Consider the following 18,516-nt stretch of genomic DNA (forward strand, 5'->3'; position numbering starts at 1 on the left):
TAAACAGGGGGTTTTTCAACAAACTGAAAATACACATAATATTATTATGTGTATTTTAAAATATTTTTATTCTCTATTGGTTACTTAAAAAATTTACTAAATACTTACTATTGTTTAATGTACACATTTCTCCGCTTACTCTACGAAATGAGGACTTAAATTCTAAGCTCAATCTATGATTTCACTAAAAATTTAATGTCTCCTTGATAAGTAAAGCTACGTTCTCAGCAGTAGGATGTATCAACTCACTCACTTTGTTCGCTCTTTGACATCCCTTGTATGGAACGTGCTAAATACTTATCTTCGTCGCTCTCTCTCCCTGATAAGTAAAGCTACGTTCTCAGCAGTAGAATGTATCAACTCACTCACTTTGTTCGCTCTTTGACATCCCTTGTATGGAACGTGCTAAATACTTATCTTCGTCGCTATCTCTCCTTGATAAGTAAAGCTACGTTCTCAATATGAGCGGTATGTGGGAACATGTCTACTGGCTGAACTTCTATTGTTTTGTATCCATTTTCCTCTAATATAGCTAAATCTCTAGCTAATGTGCTTGGATCACAGCTCACATATACTATTCTTTCTGCATCTATATTAGTTATTGCATTTAATAATTTAATATCACAGCCCTTTCTAGGTGGATCTACAACTACTACATCAGCTTTTACTCCGCTATTTATTAAATCTGGAATAACAACTTCTGATTCACCAACAAAGAACTCTACATTATCTACATTGTTTTCTCTAGCATTTATATTTGCATTTTCAATAGCTTGTGGAATAATTTCTACTCCATAAACCTTTTTAGCCTTTTGTGATAAGAATAATGTAATAGTTCCAGTACCACAATATGCATCAAATACAGTTTCATCTCCAGTAAGTCCTGCATACTCTAAAGCCTTGCCATATAAAACTTCAGTTTGAATAGGATTTACTTGGAAGAATGATAATGGTGAAATATTGAATCTAAATTTATCTATATAATCACTTATAGTTGGCTCACCCCATAGTGTTATACACTTCTCACCTAATATAACATTAGTAGGCTTAGAATTAACATTTTGAATTACACTTTTAATTCCTGGTATATTATCTACTATTAAATTTATAAATTCCTGTTTATAAGGTAGATTTTCACCATTTGTCACTAATACTACCATAACTTCATTACTAGTAAAGCCACGTCTTATCATTATATGTCTAACAATTCCTGTTTCATCATAATTTCCATCTATATTGTATGGTTTTATATTATATTTTTTTATCCATTCTCTTGTTAATTCAACTACCTTATCTGCTATTTCATCTTGAATTAGACATGTTTCCATATCAATTATTTCATGACTTCTTGGCGCAAAGAAACCTATCTTTAACTCTCCATTAACTAATCCTATAGGTAATTGAACTTTATTTCTGTATCTCCATGGTTCTTCCATACCTAATGGAAATTTAACTAAGCTTGAATCTAATTTTCCTATTTTACTTATACAATCCTTAACTCTCTCAAATTTAAAGTTTAATTGTTCATTATATTTTGAATGCTGTAATTTACATCCACCACATCTATTATGTATTTTACAACTAGTTTCACATCTTTCAACTGAAGGTTCTATTATATTAATAAGCTTTCCATAAGCAAAATTCTTCTTAACTTTTACTATTCTAACATTTACTTTTTCGCCTTTTAATGCTCCTTCTATAAATATAGGATAACTATCATTTATTTTAGCTATACCTTCTCCTTCATATCCTTGAGAAACTATATCTACTATGTACTCTTTATTCTTTTCTACCAAATCTATCACCTATCACTTAATTAAATTTGTTCTGTTTATCCTTAAGTATATTAAATTATAACATAATAAAAGTAAATTAAGAAATAATTTAGTTTATCTTCAAATTTAGAAGATTTATATTAATCACTTATAGCTAAATTCATCTCATAATATCTACTCTAGTATGTTTATTATTCAAAAAAAAAGACACCTTTCGGTGCCAAGTAATGAATCAGTTGCCTTTACCATTTTAATTCTTTCGAACTTCTATGATATTATCAATTATACCCTAAAATTGCAATAGCAATTGTTAACTTTTTGTTAACTTTTTATGAAAATAGCCATTTTTGCTAGTCTTTCTTGCATTTTTCTTTGTATTTTATAAATATCATGAATTTTTTTATTCATTTTCTTGTGTAAAACTCACTATATAACTATATAACTTTAATTTTTAGAAAGTTAAAATTCTATTTTTTTAGTATTCATAATATAAAAAAATAAGAAGTGTAAAATTACACTTCTTATTTTATGTTAATTATTCAACTACGCTTACTTTTAAAAGGTTTGTTGATCCAACTTTGTCTAATCCAGCGGCTATTACAACTGTGTCTCCAGCCTTAGCAAATCCATTTTCAACAGCTAATTTAGTAGCGTTAGCCATCATAGCATCTGTTGAATTTTGATCTTCAGCAACAACTGGATATACTCCAAAGCTAAATGCTAAGCTCTTAGCAACTTTTTCACATGGAGTTACAGCTACGATTGGACAATCTGGTCTGCATTGAGAAATTCTCTTAGCAGTTGATCCACTCTTAGTTGAAGAAACTATTGCAGCAGCTTTTAATTCGTTAGCGGCATTGCAAGCAGCTCTTGATATAACTCCTGATATAGCTGGAGTGTGAGATTTAGCTTTAGAAACAGCAGTTTCGTAGCTTAATTTCTTTTCAGTTTCAACAGCTATCTTAGCCATAGTTTGAACTGATTCTACTGGCCAATCTCCGTTAGCTGATTCACCAGATAACATGATTGCATCTGTTCCATCTAATATAGCGTTAGCAACGTCAGAAACTTCTGCTCTTGTTGGTCTTGGGTTTCTCATCATTGAATCTAACATTTGAGTTGCAGTAACAACTGGCTTTCCAGCAGCATTACATTTTTCGATCATCATCTTTTGAACAGCTGGTAACTTTTCGAATGGAATTTCAACTCCTAAATCTCCTCTAGCAACCATTAAACCGTCTGAAGCTTCTAATATAGCATCTATATTATCAACACCTTCTTGGTTTTCTATCTTAGAAATGATCATGATGTGTTCTCCACCATTTTCATTTAATATTTGTCTTATAGTTTCAACGTCTGAAGCTTTTCTTATGAATGATGCAGCAACAGCGTTAACTCCGATTTCACAACCGAATTTTAAGTCAGCTATATCTTTTTCAGTTAAAGCTGGTAATTTGATTGAAACTCCTGGAACGTTAACTCCTTTGTGAGTTGCAACAAATCCTGTGTTTTGAACTGTACAGTGAATCTTGTTTCCTTCTATAGATTCAACTGTTAATCCTACTAAACCGTCATCGATAAGGATAGTATCTCCTGGTTTAACATCATTAGCTAATCCAGCATAAGTTACTGAACACTCTTCAGTGTTACCAACAACATCTCCACCTGCATGAACAGTGAATTTAGCTCCTGCTTGTAATTCAACCTTCTTAGGTTCAAATTTACCAGTTCTGATTTCTGGTCCTTTTGTATCTAACATAACAGCTATTTCTTTGTTGTGCTTCTTAGCTAATTCTTTAACTAAGTTTATTCTTGCTGCATGTTCTTCATGATCTCCGTGAGAGAAGTTGTGTCTTGAAACATTCATTCCTGCTTCTATTATTTGTGATAATATTTCTGGGTTTTCACTAGCTGGACCGATAGTGCAAATGATCTTTGTCTTTCTCATTTAAAACTCTCCTTTAATCTCTAAAATCATAATGTATTTAAAATAAAATTATTAGTATATTAATCTAATTTACAAATTAGAATTTAATTATTTAGAAATTTCTTCTGAAATTTCATATAATTTTTCATCAAATTTTCTATCTAATGCTAAAGCTTCATCTATGTCTTGGTCAAATATTTCGTTGTCTTTAATTCCAACAACTCTTGAAGTCTTACCTTCCATTAATAGTTCAATTGCTTTTGAACCCATTCTTGAAGCTAAAACTCTATCAAAAGCACTTGGGCTTCCACCTCTTTGGATGTGACCTAAAACAGTTGCTCTAGTTTCAATTCCTGTTTGAGCTTCTACGTATTTAGCTAATTCTGAAGCGCCACCAACACCTTCAGCAAGTAAAACTAGGTTATGCATTTTTCCTGATTTCTTACCTTCTAGGATAACTTTACATAATTCATCTTTGTCATATCCTTTTTCAGGTGTAATTATGTATTCAGCTCCACATGCAACACCTGTGTGAAGAGCGATATCTCCACAGTTTCTACCCATAACTTCTACAATAGATACTCTTTCGTGAGAAGTTGATGTATCTCTAATTTTATCTATAGCATCAACTACAGTATTTAATGCTGTGTCAAATCCTATTGTATAATCAGTGTAAGTTAAATCATTATCTATAGTACCAGGTAAACCTATTGTTTTAACTCCTAGTTTTGATAATAATTTAGCACCAGTGAAAGATCCATCTCCACCGATAACTACTAAAGCATCTACACCATTATCTGCAAGTATTTGTGCAGCTTCTTTTCTTACTTCTTCTTGTTTAAATTCTAAACATCTAGCAGTTCTTAAAATTGTACCGCCTCTTTGAATTATATCTGAAACTGATGATCTATTCATTGGGAATAACTCACCATTAATTAATCCAGCATATCCTCTTTGTACTCCCATAACTTCAATACCGTTATGTATTGCAGTTCTTACTACTGCTCTTATTGCAGCATTCATTCCTGGAGCATCTCCACCACTTGTTAAAACAGCTATTTTTTTCATAAAATATTCCTCCTCGATACTACTAAGGACTCTGCATGTCCACACACTTTGAAATATTCCTTATTATTCTTACATTGTTTATTATTAAACTTTTTACCACCTTATTTATTTTACTTGTAAACTGAAAGTAATGCAACTAAAATAAACATCAAATTGTCTAAATTTATCGATTATTTAAATTATTATGTGTATATTATACCCTATATTTATTGAAAATATATATTATATACGCTTGCCAAATTCTTTTATAGACTGTTTTCATTTATACATAATATCAAATTTATAGCTTTTAAGTAAAATTAACTAAAATTCACTTGAAATAATAAATATTTTTCTATTTTTTATTAAAAAATCTTTCCTCTTTTATTTTATAAAATTTATAATATATTTTATATTGTAATTTTTCACAAAATTAAAAAAATAAAGTTCTTAGCAAAGTTTATTGCTAAGAACTTTATAAATATTTTTTCTAATTTTCATATTTATTAAAATTATGCATTATTATCTATTCCACAATTTTAACATTCTCTTCTCCAAAGCTTTTTATTAATTCAATAACTACATCACTATTTAAATCAACCCACATTTCTTTTGGCATACGATAATTCTTTCTATCTTTTGCTGTAAATACATATATAGGTGTATTTCCTCTATATTCATTCACTATCTGCACTAACTGCGGTTTAATTTCTTTAGCTTTTTCTAAGCTTTCTACTCTTAAATAAAGTTTTTCACTATTTACTTTTTCTAGAGGCTCAATACTTTCACATATAAGCTTTGGCTCTTCATCTTCCTTAATACTAACTCTACCTTTTATTATTACCATAGAGTCTAAAGTTATTAAATTTCTAACTTTATCTAGTGTCTTAGGAAACACAACAACCTCAATAACACCACTTAAATCTTCTAACTTTAAAAATGCCATCATAGAATTATTTCTAGTTACTTTTTGATTTACTTCAGCCAGTATTCCACCTAAAACAACTCTTTGATTATCTTGAATTAAATATTCATCATCACCTAATCCATCCATTATAGCTTCATAGGAATTAAAAATAGTTTCTACTGTTGTTGATGTCATTACCTTTAAGCTCTTTTCATATTCATCTAAAGGATGACCAGTTATATAAAGCCCAGTCATTTCTTTTTCCATTGATAATAAATTATTTTTAGCAAACTCTTTAATATCTGGATATTTTACTTCCGGTGCTTTAATACTTTCCTCAGCCATTCCAAAAAGACTAATTTGTCCATCTATATTTCTTTTCTTTTCATTTGATATACTATCCATAAGCTTTTCATAGACAGCTAAAAGCTTAGATCTAAACACTTTAAATTCATCAAAAGCTCCTGCTTTAATTAAGCTTTCTACTGCTCTCTTATTTATAGTTGATAAATCTATTTTGTTTATAAAATCAACTAATGATTCAAAATTACCTTTTTCTTTTCTAGCTGCTACAATTCCTTCAACAACATTTACACCAACATTTTTTATTGCTGCAAGACCAAATCTAATACTATCATCTTTAACTGTGAACTTTGAGTAACTTTCATTTATATCTGGTGGTAACACTTGTATTCCTAAGCTTTCTGCAAATTTTATATAATGTGCTACCTTCTCATTTATACCCATAACAGAATTAACCATTGCTGCTATAGTTTCAACTGGATAGTAATGCATTAAATATGCTGTTTGATATCCTATTACTGCATATGCTGCAGCATGACTCTTATTAAATGCATATGAAGCAAAGTCCATCATTTGGTCGAAAATTTCATTAGCCGCTTTTTCACTTATACCATTTCTCAAGCAACCTGGAACTTCTACATTGCCATTTTCATCAACTATTCCATAAATAAAATTCTTTCTTTCTTGCTCCATAACGCTGTGCTTTTTCTTTGACATGGCTCTTCTAACCATATCACTTCTACCTAGTGAGTATCCTCCTAGATCTCTAACTATTTGCATTACCTGCTCTTGATATACCATTACTCCATATGTAACATCTAGTATACTTTCCAGTTCTGGTGTCTCATAATGCACACTGTCTTTATTTCTTTTACCTTCTATATATCTTGGAATTTCTGACATTGGACCTGGTCTATATAGAGATATACCGGCTATAATATCTTCTAAGCAGTCAGGTTTTAATTCTTTCATGAATGATGTCATTCCTGGAGATTCTAATTGGAATACACCAGCAGTCTTTCCTTCACCAATCATGTTATAAACATTTTTATCTTCAAAATCTATCTTATCTAAATCAATATCTACTCCGCGATTTTCTTTAATCATCTTAACAGCATCACTCATAACTGTTAAAGTTCTAAGTCCAAGGAAATCCATCTTTAGAAGACCAAGTTCTTCTAATGTTGTCATATCAAATTGAGTTACTATCATGTCTTCATTTCTTTGAAGTGGTACATATTCAACTAATGGCTTAGATGCTATAACTACACCTGCAGCATGAGTTGATGAATGTCTAGGTAACCCCTCTAAAGTTCTACTAACATCAATTAGTGTTTTTACTCTATCTTCACTTTCATATGCTGCCTTAAGTTCTGGATTTAAATCTAATGCCTTTTCTATAGTTATTCCAAGCATTGTAGGAATCATCTTAGCTATTCTATCAACTTCTGCATAAGAATAATTCATAGCCCTTCCTACATCTCTTAAACATAATCTAGCTGCCATTGTACCAAATGTAATTATCTGTGATACATTTTTTACTCCATACTTATCAACAACATAGTCAATTACTTCTTGTCTTCTTTCATAACAAAAATCCGAATCTATATCAGGCATACTCACACGTTCTGGATTAAGGAAACGTTCAAATAGCAAACTATATTTTATTGGGTTAATTTTTGTTATTCCAAGAGTATAAGCAACAATTGAACCTGCAGCAGATCCTCTACCTGGTCCTGTTGGTATTCCATGATCATTTGAGTATTTAATAAAATCCCATGTAATCAAGAAATAATCAACATATCCCATTTGATTAATTACTCCAAGCTCATAATTAAGTCTATCAACATAACATTTTGCTTCTTCATTACTTTTACTAAACTCATTTATTGCACTAACATCTATAGGCTTCCCCCTAAACTCATCAAATACATCGTATCTTTCTACAAGTCCATCAAAACAAACTTCTTCTAAGTAATCAAAATGAGTTTTATACTCCTCTGGAACAGGGAAATTAGGTAACTTAGATACATGGAATTCATAATCAAAATTACACTCTTCTGCAATCTTAACTGTGTTTTCTAATGCTTCTGGAACGTAAGAAAACATATCCCACATTTCTTCTGGTGATTTTAAATAGAATTGATTTGAAGGATATCTTCTTCTATTTTCATCATCTACAGTTTTACCAGTTTGAATACACATAAGAATATCATGAGCCGTTGAATCTTCTTGCTTTATATAGTGAACATCATTTGTTGCAATTAAAGGTATACCCGTTTCTCTAGATAACTTAATGTTTCCTTCTGTAACCTTTCTTTGCTCTTCCATTCCATGATCTTGTATTTCTAAATAAAAGCCATCTTTAAATATGTCTCTATACATAAGAGCTACTTCTTTAGCTTTTTCGTAATTCTCATTTAATAAATTTTTTTGAACTTCTCCACCAAGACAAGCACTTAAAGCTATTAACCCTTCACTATGTTTTCTTAAAAACTCATGGTCAACTCTCGGTTTATAATAAAAACCATCAATAGATGCTGCTGATACTATTTCCATTAAATTCTTATATCCAACTTCATTCTTTACTAATAAAACTAAATGATATGTACCATTATCTTTATCATTGATTTTAATGTCCATAGACTTGCCCGCAACATAAACTTCACAACCAAGTATAGGTTTAATTCCTTGTTCTATAGCCTCTTTATAAAAAGCTACACATCCATACATAACACCATGATCAGTAATTGCTATACTTTTCATCCCAAGCTCTTTAGCTCTACTAATAACTTTTTTTATCTTAGCAGAACTATCAAGCAAACTATATTCTGTATGCAAATGGAGATGACAAAACTCCTTATTTTTCAATAAAAACACCCCCTTTGGAAAACTAAAAGTGAAAAGCTAAAAATTAAAGCTATTTAAAGATTTTCCTTTTTATCTTTTCACTATTAATAAATTAATAATTTCCACTTCTAATTTCTTCTGCTATTTTTTCTATTTTTCTTAATCTATGATTTATTCCGGATTTACCTACTGGTGGATCTAGCATTTCACCTAATTCCTTAAGTGATTCGTCTGGATAACTTAATCTAAGTTCTGCAACTTCTTGAAGATTTTTAGGTAATCTTTTAAGTCCTATGGTACTTTGAATAAGCTTTATACTTTCAACTTGTCTTACTGCTGCATTTACTGTTTTACTAAGATTAGCCGTTTCACAATTAACAAGTCTATTTACATTATTTCTCATTTCCTTCATTATTCTTATATTTTCAAGTTCCAGTAATGACGTATGAGCACCAACAATGTTTAAAAGGTCAACTATTTGCTCACCTTCTTTTATATATATTATAAAGCTATTTTTTCTTTGAATAACTTTAGAGTTTAACCCAAAAGAATTGATAAGTTTACACAAATCAATTGCATACTCCTCACTATGAGTTACAAATTCTAAATGATATGTTTTTTCAGGATTAGTAATACTTCCTCCCCCTATAAACGCACCTCTAATATATGCTTTTTTGCATTCTTCTGTCCTAACCATTTCTGGATCTATTTTATAATCAAGAGTTAATACTCCATCAATTTCTTTAAATATTCCTGTTTCTGTTAATAAATCCCTAACGCCCATTTCCTCTTCTATTAAAACCATATATATATTATTCTTCTTTAACGAATTACTCTTCTTAACCATTAATTTTTGAATGTATATCAAAGTGTTCCTTTAATATAGTGAAGATATGTCTTGCTGAAGCTGGATTTTCCGTTGTTATTCTAAAGCTAAGACCTTTCCCACTAAACCCTATAGTTCCACTACCCTTCATTATTGCTGAAAGCTCTGCTAAAGCTTCCTCTTTAGATATGTCTATGTACCTACATATTTCTCCCTTTACTTTCGCTGAAAACGACATTTACTAATTCTCCTCACTACTTAAATAATATATTTCATTATATCATAAACTGTGCCGTATGTGTCATACTATAATATTGGAAACTTTAATAAATACTATTATATTAATAACTAAATTTCAAACACTCATTTTTATATAAATATTAATATCTATATTTCATTTTTATATCACTATATCAATACCATTATCTTAAATAACTTTTCCTCAAAATTTAAATTTAAATTTGAAAAATATTGATATAAATCAACGCAACATATATGCTAAATTCTAATTTAATACTTAGTAAAAGAAAAATTGAATTAATAGCCAACTCAATCGATAAAATGACTAAAAACTTAATCAATCTTCCTTAAACTAAATATAAAATTATTGCTAAAATATTATATCAATACTTTTTCATTTAATTTTTATTTGCAATAAAAGTTCTATTTTTTCTTTGATATCTTCTTTGATACGTACATATACTCAATTATTTTCTTTCTATCATAAAGTAATTTCTTATCTAAGATAGTAGTCATTAATATTTGTGCTAAATGCTTTGAATCGTGTTTTACGTATCCTTTTGTTATTTTAACTAAATCTGTTTCTATAACCTCAACACCTAATTTGTCTATTTCTTCATAATCTAATTGCACTAATTTTGAACCTTCATTTTTATATCTTTCTTCAATATCTTTAGGTATAGTTCCATTATTAGCAATTACATATTGCACACTGTCTTTTCCACTATATTTCATTAATGTTTTAATATGATCTGATACTGTAAAATCATCTGTTTCGCCTGGTTGAGTCATAACATTAGAAACATAAATTTTAATAGCATTACTTCTTCCTATACTTTCTACAATATCTTCAACTAAAAGATTAGGAATTATACTAGTATAAAGACTTCCAGGCCCCATAATAATTGCATCGGCATCTTCTATAGCCATTAATGCATCTACTAACGGTTTCGCTTTTTCTGGATTAATTTTAAGAGTCTTTATTCTACTATTTTGTTTTAAAGCCTCACTAGGTATTATTGACTCACCTTCTATAATATTACCATTTTCAAGCTCTGCTATTAATTTCATATCATCTAAAGTAACAGGTAATACCTTTCCTGTTACTGCAAGTACTGAACTCATCTTTTGTACTGCATCTTCAAAATTCTCACTTATTCCAGCCATTGCTGCTAAAAATAAATTACCAAAGTTTTGACCTTTTAACGTTCCCTCTGTAAATCTATATTTTAGTAAATCCTCCATTATTGGTTCAGTATCTGCTAAAGCTAATATACAGTTACGTATATCCCCTGGTGGAAGCATACCAAGGTCAGCCCTAAGCTTTCCTGAACCACCACCATCATCACCAACAGTTACTATTGCTGTTATATTATCTGTGTAAAGCTTAAGTCCTCTAAGCATAGTAGAAAGCCCAGTTCCCCCACCTATAACTACCACCTTAGGTCCATTGACATGAACTCTTTTTTCATCAACTAACTCTTCAATATTCTTATTGCTAATTGTAATTTTAACCTTTTCACTATTAATTAATGCTATTGAAGATTTAATAATTTCAGAAAGTGAAATAACCATTATTACAATTCCTAATATTGTTAAAAACAAACTAAAAACCTTTCGGCTTAAAGTATTATCAACACTTGAAATTAATCTAATTATTCCAAATATCAAAATTACTAATCCAATAAAACCAGTAAATAACCATCTTTTAATTTTTATACCTGGTTTCATCAAAAAATCCATTATCATAATTTCTTATCCCCTTTATGAACATCCTCTTTTATATCTCTATGCTCTATATATACATTATAATTTTTCTCGTGTAAACTTTTGTAAATTTCATTAGCTATAGCTACAGATCTATGTCTACCGCCTGTACATCCAATAGCAACTATAAGTTGTCTCTTACCTTCCTTTTTATAATTAGGTATTAAGAAATCTAACATGCCATTTAGTTTTTCTAAGAATTCTATAGTTTCTTCTTGTTCTAATACATAATCATTAACAGGCTTATCTAAACCTGAAAAAGGCTTTAATTCTGGTATATAGAATGGATTTGGTATAAATCTAACATCAAAAACTAAATCTGAATCTACTGGTATTCCATACTTAAAACCAAAACTTAACACAGTAATTGCCATTTGTTTTTCTGGAATGATTTCATCACCAAATCTTTTAGTCATTTCTTCTCTTAAATCACCAATTTTATATTTTGATGTATCTATTATTATATCTGCATTTTCCTTTACTTCTCTTAATTTTTCTCTTTCAAGTTCAATTCCCTTTATAACTCTACCATTTCCAGCTAACGGATGACTTCTTCTCTTTTCTTTAAATCTTTTTACAAGAACTTCATCACTTGCATCTAAAAATAGAATTTCATATTTAAATTGTTCTTTAGATAACTCCTTTAAACTTTGGAATAAATCATTAAAGAAAACTCCCCCTCTAATATCTATAACTAAAGCAACCTTGTCTATTTTACCAGCGCTTTGACTGCAAGCTTCAGCAAATTTTGTTATTAAAGTTGGTGGTAAATTATCTACACAAAAATACCCCATATCTTCTAAGCTTTTAGTAGCTTCTGACTTACCTGCACCTGATAATCCTGTTACTATAATAAATCTCATCTAATACCTCCAAAATCCTGTTTTTTACTGCTAGTATAACTTCATTATAACATACTACTTATTTCTAAATGCTTATCTAAAACCTAAAATTTTATATTTTATTATTACTAATTTCTTATTATCAATATTCTTCAAATAATAAATGAAAAAAGTTGCTAAATAGCAACTTTTTATTCTTCACCTATTATTCTAACTTCAGGATGAAGATCTACACCAAATTGTCTTTTTACTTCATCTTGAATGTATTTTATTAAATCTGTAATATCTTTAGCTGTAGCATTTCCTTTATTTATAACAAATCCAGAATGCTTTTCTGAAACAGCTGCTCCACCTATAGAATAACCTTTTAATCCAGCATCTTGTATAAGTTTTCCTGCAAAGTAACCTGTAGGTCTCTTAAATGTACTTCCTGCTGATGGATACTCAAGTGGTTGTTTTGACTCTCTCTTATTTGTTAAATCATCAATTAACTCTTTAATAGTTTTAACTGTACCTTTTTTTAAAGCAAAAGTGGCAGATAATACTACATATCCTTTTTTCATCACTAGTGATGATCTATATCCAAAATCTAACTCATCTTTTGTAAGAGTAACTACTTTTCCGTCTTCATTTATTACATCTGCACTCTCAATTACATGAGATATTTCTCCATCGTAAGCTCCTGCATTCATAAATACAGCACCACCTATAGTCCCTGGAATTCCACAAGCAAATTCAAATCCTGTTAGTGAATTTTCCATTGCTTTATCTGAAACAGCCTTTAACATAGCACCACATTCAGCTATTATTTTATCATCTTTTACTGTTATATTATTAACCTTCTTTAATGATATAACTACACCTCTAAATCCACCATCTCTAACTAATATATTAGAACCGTTACCTATAACATAAAATGGAATGTTATTTTCTTTACAAATATTAATGCTCTTTAATACTTGTTCTTCATTTTCAGGAATCAATAATATGTCTGCTGGTCCTCCAACTTTAAAATTAACATATCCACTTAACTTTTCATCTATTTTAACATCTGTTTCATTGTAAAATTCATTAAATAAACCTATAAATTTACTGTATTTATTCATTAATAAGCTCCTTAAACTACAAATTATTTTATAGTTTAATAGTATAAATTAATTTATGCTATTAAACAAGTGAATTTATTTTAATTATTGCCATTAAAGTAAATAAAAATACTTTCTGCCGATTTTTTATCTATTGATGGTGTTTCCAATAATTCTTCTATTGTAGCTTTCTTTATATTATCTACACTACCAAACTTTAAAAGCAAAGCTCTTCGTCTTTTTTCTCCAACATAAGGTATGTCATCTAATATGGAATGTAATGTTCTTTTATCTCTTAAACTTCTATGATATGTTATTGCAAATCTATGCACCTCATCTTGGATTCTTCTTATAAGTTGCATTAAATTAGAACTTCTATTAATAATTAACTCTTTATTATTATATATAATCCCCCTTGTTTGGTGCTTATCATCTTTAACAAGACCACATACAGGTATGTCTATATTTAAGCTTTGTAGAACCTCTAATGCAACATTAATCTGTCCTTTTCCACCATCCATCATTATTAAATCTGGAAAGTTCGAAAATTTTCCTGCGGAGAATTTTAGTTCCCTCTCTTGAATAGCTTTTATTTCCTCTAAACCATGATTAAATCTTCTAGTAAGTATTTCTCTCATACTCTCATAATCATTAGCACCCTTTACAGTTTTGATTCTAAATCTTCTGTAATCACTATTTTTAGCTCTTCCTTCTTCAAATACTATCATTGTGTTCCAACAGAATCAACGCCTTGAATATTTGAAATATCATATGCCTCTATTCTAGTAGGCCATTCTTCTAAATCCAATAGATTTTGAAGTTCTTCTAAAGATACTCTATTAATCTCTTTTTCCTTAAAGAATTTATCTTTAAATTTTTCTAAAGTTATTTTTGCATTGCTCTTAACCATTTCTAGCATTTCTTTCTTTTGACCTTTTTGAGGAACTTTTACCCAAACCTTTGACCCTCTTTTAATTGTTAAATATTCCTCTATTAAGTCATTATCAGAAATCGCTGGTACATATATAGTTTTAGGTACTTTAGCAGTGCCTCCATAAAATGATGTTATAAATTCCTCAAGCATTTCTTCAATAGACTCATTTGCAGTATTTTCAAATATAAAATGTTCTCTACCAATTACTTTTCCATCTCTTGAGAAAAATACTTGAATACAACTATCTTTTTCATCAAAATCAATATTGATAAAATCCTCATCACCTTCCATAGTTTTAAATATCTTTTGTTTCTCCACTATAGCTTCTATTGATAGTATTTTATCTCTTAAGGCCGCTGCCTTTTCAAATTCTAATTCTTCTGCTGCTTTTTCCATATCGGCTTTTAGCATTTTAGTTATGTACGTATCTTTTCCACTAAGTATGTCTATAATATCACTTATCATCTTTCCGTATTGTTCTTTTGATACATGCCCACCACATGGTCCTAAACATTTTTTTATATGGTAATTTAAGCAAGGCCTTACCTTCTCACCATTTTCTCTTATAGCTAATTTGCAAGTTCTTAATGGAAAAATCTTGTTTATTAAATTTATAGTTTCGTAAACGGCTGTCCCATTTGTATATGGGCCAAAATATTTGCTACCATCCTTAGCATAATTTCTCGTTACAAAAACTCTAGGAAAATCATCCTTTATTGTTATCTTTATAAAAGGATAAAATTTATCATCCTTTAATAGTATATTATATTTGGGACTATATTTCTTTATTAAATTACACTCTAATATTAATGCTTCCATTTCAGAATCAGTAACTATATACTCAAATTCAGCAATATTTTTCACCATAACTCTAACTTTTTCAGAGTGCTTTTTCGCATTTTGAAAATAACTTTTAACACGATTCTTTAAAATTTTAGCTTTTCCAACATAAATTACTTCACCTAAAGAATTCTTCATTAAATAAACACCAGGCTTATCTGGTAAATTCTTTAAATGATACTCAAAATCAAAAATAAAAACACCTCCGTTTTATATAGTTTAGATTTCTAGCTAGGAAGCTAGGAAGTTAGTAGTTTAAGGAATGAAATTAACTTTTTTAACTTTAAAATATATATTTTTTTAATTTAAGTACATAGTTTTATCATCAATTCCTAACCACTAACTCTTAACATCTAACTACTTCTAGTATCCTAAAACTGCTTGCCTTACTACTTGACTTGCTATTATGGCTGCTGATCCTGCTCCACTTTCACCATTTTCAACTATGACAGCTACTGCTATTTGTGGATCATCCATAGGTGCTACTGAAATAAACCATCCATGTGGTACTGCTTCAGTTCCATCTTCTAATGTATAATCTGCAGTACCTGTTTTTCCACCAGCATTAGTTCCTTCAAATGCAGGCCATCTCCATAAATTATTATCAATTAAATATTTCATATAACTTTGAACTGTTTGTGCATCCTCTACAGACATAACTTGCCTTAATTCTTTGCTATCTACTGTTTTAATAGTATTTTTATCTTTATCAACAACAGAATTAACTAATTTAGGTGTCATTAAAACTCCATCATTTCCTACTGTTGCTGCTACTAATGCCATTTGCATAGGAGTTGCTAAAACAGCACCTTGACCTATACCACTTTGTGCCATATTACCAAGTTCTGAGCTATTTAAAGTTGGAAATGTACTAGCAGATATAGTTACTCCTGGTCCTCTAATTACTGAGTTAAATCCAAAATCCTCTGCAGTTGCCTTTAACTTATCATTTCCAAGTTCCATTGCTAATGTTCCAAAAACAAAATTACTTGAAACTCTATATGCATACTTTAAATCAATATCTCCATGTGCTTGATAAGCATAATTATTTAAAGTTGTTCCATCTTCAAATTCAATTTTTCCTGTATCATGGAATATTTCTTCTGTAACTCCAGGTATATTTTCTAAAGCACTTGTTAATGTTACTGTTTTAAATACTGAACCTGGTGGATATATACCATCTATAGCTCTATTTATTAATGGCGTATCATCAGCACTACCTGCATTTGCTGCTTCCATTGCACTATCTAAATCATTAGGATTGTAACTTGGTTTTGATACCATTGCTAATATCTCTCCAGTTTTAGGGTTTATTGCAACTACTGCACCCCTATTATCTCCTAGTGCATCATATGCAACTCTTTGTAAGGTAGTATCTAATGTTGTGACTACACCATTTCCTACTTTATCTGATTCACCTAATATTTCATTAAATTTAATTTCACTAATAAATTCATTGAAGTTTTCTTTAAAATTAACACTTCCTGTAGACTCTTTATCGCTTTTAATATTTGATATAAGTCCTTTAATATCTATACTAGATAAAAAGTTTCTAAAATTATTTCCAAACATATTGTAGTTAGTAAGTTCATCATTATACTCTTCTTCTAATCCTGTTATTCCATATATTGAACTTACATAACCTAAAGGATGAACAAATAAATCTCCCTGAAGATAGGTTCTATCTTGAGTTGTTTCACTTGTTTTTTCACTTGCTGTAAGTGCTTCTCCATTTCTATCATATATAGTTCCTCTTAAAACTTCATTTTGCTTTGCCATAACTATAGTATTTCCTGGCATTGCATTTATTTCTGGCGCTTTAAAAATTTGAAAATATGCTATATAGGATATCAATGCTATAAAGCAAAAAAGAAAAATTGTCATTACATTTTTTACCCTCTTAGCTAAATCATTCATATCCTATGCCTCCTCCGAAATCTTTTGTAATATTCCTAACGCAAAGAATATTGTTAGTACTGATGATCCACCATAACTTATTATTGGTAGAGTTATACCTGTTAATGGTATAACTGAGAATATTCCACCTATAATAACTAATGTTTGACAAGCTATCATAGTACTAAATCCTACTGCTATTAACTGTGAATATTTATCATTAGTTATAAATGCTGCTCTTATTCCTCTATAGAACAATAAGAAGTATATTATCATTATTCCTATTGCAAATATTATCCCAAACTCTTGGCATATTACTGCATAAATCATATCACTATCACTTACTGGTAAACTATCTATATATCCTTGCCCTAATCCTGTTCCAGTAAATCCACCAGCAGAAATTCCATATAAACCTTGAACTATTTGAAGTGATTCATCATATTTATATTCCCACAAGTTTTTCCAAATCATAACTCTTCTTTGAACATGTGGAAATACTAAATATCCCCCTATAGCTCCTATTACTGATAATCCTAAAGCTGTAAACACATACTTTTTCTTTGAAGTTGCAACATATAATAATGTTATTGAAATACCAAAAAATATTAAAGTGGTACCTAAATCTGCTTGTAATACCATACAACCTAAAGAAAATATCGCTACTAATGCTGGTTCTAATAATTGCTTAAAATCCTCTTTAAAATTCTGTTTATTTTCATATGTTGTAGTGCTGAAGCTAAATATAAAACTAGAGCTATTTTACCAAATTCTGATGGTTGAAGCATAAATGGACCAATTGCAATCCAGTTCTTTGCTCCTCCAAATGTGCTACCAAATATCAGTGCAAGTGGCATTATTACAATTGTAACTATCATAAATTGCTTTCTATACTTTGCAAAACTCTTCAAATCTGGCAATATAACTACTATTAATATGTAACCAACAATTCCAACTGTAACCCAAATTAACTGTTTAATTGCGGTTATTTTATCTATCCTATATAACGTTGCTATTCCTACTACTGCTAATACACTTGCAAAATTTAATATGAATTTGTCCCCATCTGGAAAAAATCTTCTAATTACAAAGTGGGAATAGCCTATTAAAACACATAAGACTACTCCCATAATTATTGCAAATTTATCAAAAGGCTTTTCTATAAAGCCTAAAACAGTGAAAAGTAATAAGCATAGCAAATATATCATTCTTAATAATCTTTTTTCTTGCTTTAATGCCTTCATAAATTCACCTCTATTATTTAAATGAAACACCTT

Annotated in this window: 8 protein-coding genes and 3 pseudogenes; all 11 read right to left on the reverse strand. The window is 29.7% G+C overall.

Annotated elements, in window-relative coordinates; genetic code table 11:
* Positions 1 to 425: 425 nt before the first annotated feature.
* The 11 genes and pseudogenes from rlmD to HMPREF0216_RS05485 all read right to left on the reverse strand — a co-directional run bounded on the left by rlmD (position 426) and on the right by HMPREF0216_RS05485 (position 18,483).
* Complete coding sequence (gene rlmD, locus HMPREF0216_RS05435; RefSeq protein ID WP_040419056.1) at positions 426 to 1,796, reverse strand: 23S rRNA (uracil(1939)-C(5))-methyltransferase RlmD; 1,371 nt, start codon at positions 1,794 to 1,796, stop codon at positions 426 to 428.
* Between the two features lie 514 nt (positions 1,797 to 2,310).
* A complete protein-coding gene (gene pyk / locus HMPREF0216_RS05440) occupies positions 2,311 to 3,723 on the reverse strand; it encodes a pyruvate kinase (protein WP_005212148.1) in 1,413 nt (470 codons plus the stop codon).
* A gap of 87 nt (positions 3,724 to 3,810) precedes the next feature.
* Complete coding sequence (gene pfkA, locus HMPREF0216_RS05445) at positions 3,811 to 4,770, reverse strand: 6-phosphofructokinase (RefSeq protein WP_005212150.1); 960 nt, start codon at positions 4,768 to 4,770, stop codon at positions 3,811 to 3,813.
* Between the two features lie 505 nt (positions 4,771 to 5,275).
* Positions 5,276 to 8,830, reverse strand: coding sequence for a DNA polymerase III subunit alpha (locus HMPREF0216_RS05450; RefSeq protein ID WP_040419059.1), 3,555 nt, complete (start codon positions 8,828 to 8,830; stop codon positions 5,276 to 5,278).
* Between the two features lie 91 nt (positions 8,831 to 8,921).
* A pseudogene (gene whiA, locus HMPREF0216_RS05455) lies at positions 8,922 to 9,873 on the reverse strand (DNA-binding protein WhiA).
* 425 nt (positions 9,874 to 10,298) lie between these two features.
* Complete coding sequence (gene yvcK, locus HMPREF0216_RS05460) at positions 10,299 to 11,627, reverse strand: uridine diphosphate-N-acetylglucosamine-binding protein YvcK (protein WP_040419061.1); 1,329 nt, start codon at positions 11,625 to 11,627, stop codon at positions 10,299 to 10,301.
* Entirely contained in the window at positions 11,621 to 12,505 is an 885-nt protein-coding gene (rapZ, locus tag HMPREF0216_RS05465; RefSeq protein ID WP_005212178.1) for an RNase adapter RapZ, read from the reverse strand. The genes yvcK and rapZ overlap by 7 nt, the downstream gene beginning before the upstream one ends.
* Before the next feature lie 170 nt (positions 12,506 to 12,675).
* On the reverse strand, positions 12,676 to 13,590 hold the full coding sequence (murB, locus tag HMPREF0216_RS05470; protein WP_005212180.1) for a UDP-N-acetylmuramate dehydrogenase: 915 nt from the start codon (positions 13,588 to 13,590) through the stop codon (positions 12,676 to 12,678).
* 80 nt (positions 13,591 to 13,670) lie between these two features.
* Positions 13,671 to 15,538, reverse strand: a pseudogene (uvrC, locus tag HMPREF0216_RS05475) (excinuclease ABC subunit UvrC).
* A 168-nt stretch (positions 15,539 to 15,706) separates the two neighbouring features.
* Entirely contained in the window at positions 15,707 to 17,260 is a 1,554-nt protein-coding gene (locus HMPREF0216_RS05480; RefSeq protein WP_005212186.1) for a peptidoglycan D,D-transpeptidase FtsI family protein, read from the reverse strand.
* Positions 17,261 to 17,263: 3 nt separating this feature from the next.
* A pseudogene (locus HMPREF0216_RS05485) lies at positions 17,264 to 18,483 on the reverse strand (FtsW/RodA/SpoVE family cell cycle protein).
* Positions 18,484 to 18,516 lie beyond the last annotated feature (33 nt).

The sequence above is a fragment of the Clostridium celatum DSM 1785 genome (assembly GCF_000320405.1).
Classification (GTDB): Bacteria; Bacillota; Clostridia; order Clostridiales; family Clostridiaceae; genus Clostridium; species Clostridium celatum.

Excerpts from the sequence above, each read along its gene's own strand:
- pyk (WP_005212148.1), bottom strand. The coding sequence starts at position 3,723 with ATGAGAAAGACAAAGATCATTTGCACTATCGGTCCAGCTAGTGAAAAC.
- pfkA (WP_005212150.1), bottom strand. The coding sequence starts at position 4,770 with ATGAAAAAAATAGCTGTTTTAACAAGTGGTGGAGATGCTCCAGGAATG.
- rapZ (WP_005212178.1), bottom strand. The coding sequence starts at position 12,505 with ATGAGATTTATTATAGTAACAGGATTATCAGGTGCAGGTAAGTCAGAA.
- murB (WP_005212180.1), bottom strand. The coding sequence starts at position 13,590 with ATGAATAAATACAGTAAATTTATAGGTTTATTTAATGAATTTTACAAT.
- HMPREF0216_RS05480 (WP_005212186.1), bottom strand. The coding sequence starts at position 17,260 with ATGAATGATTTAGCTAAGAGGGTAAAAAATGTAATGACAATTTTTCTT.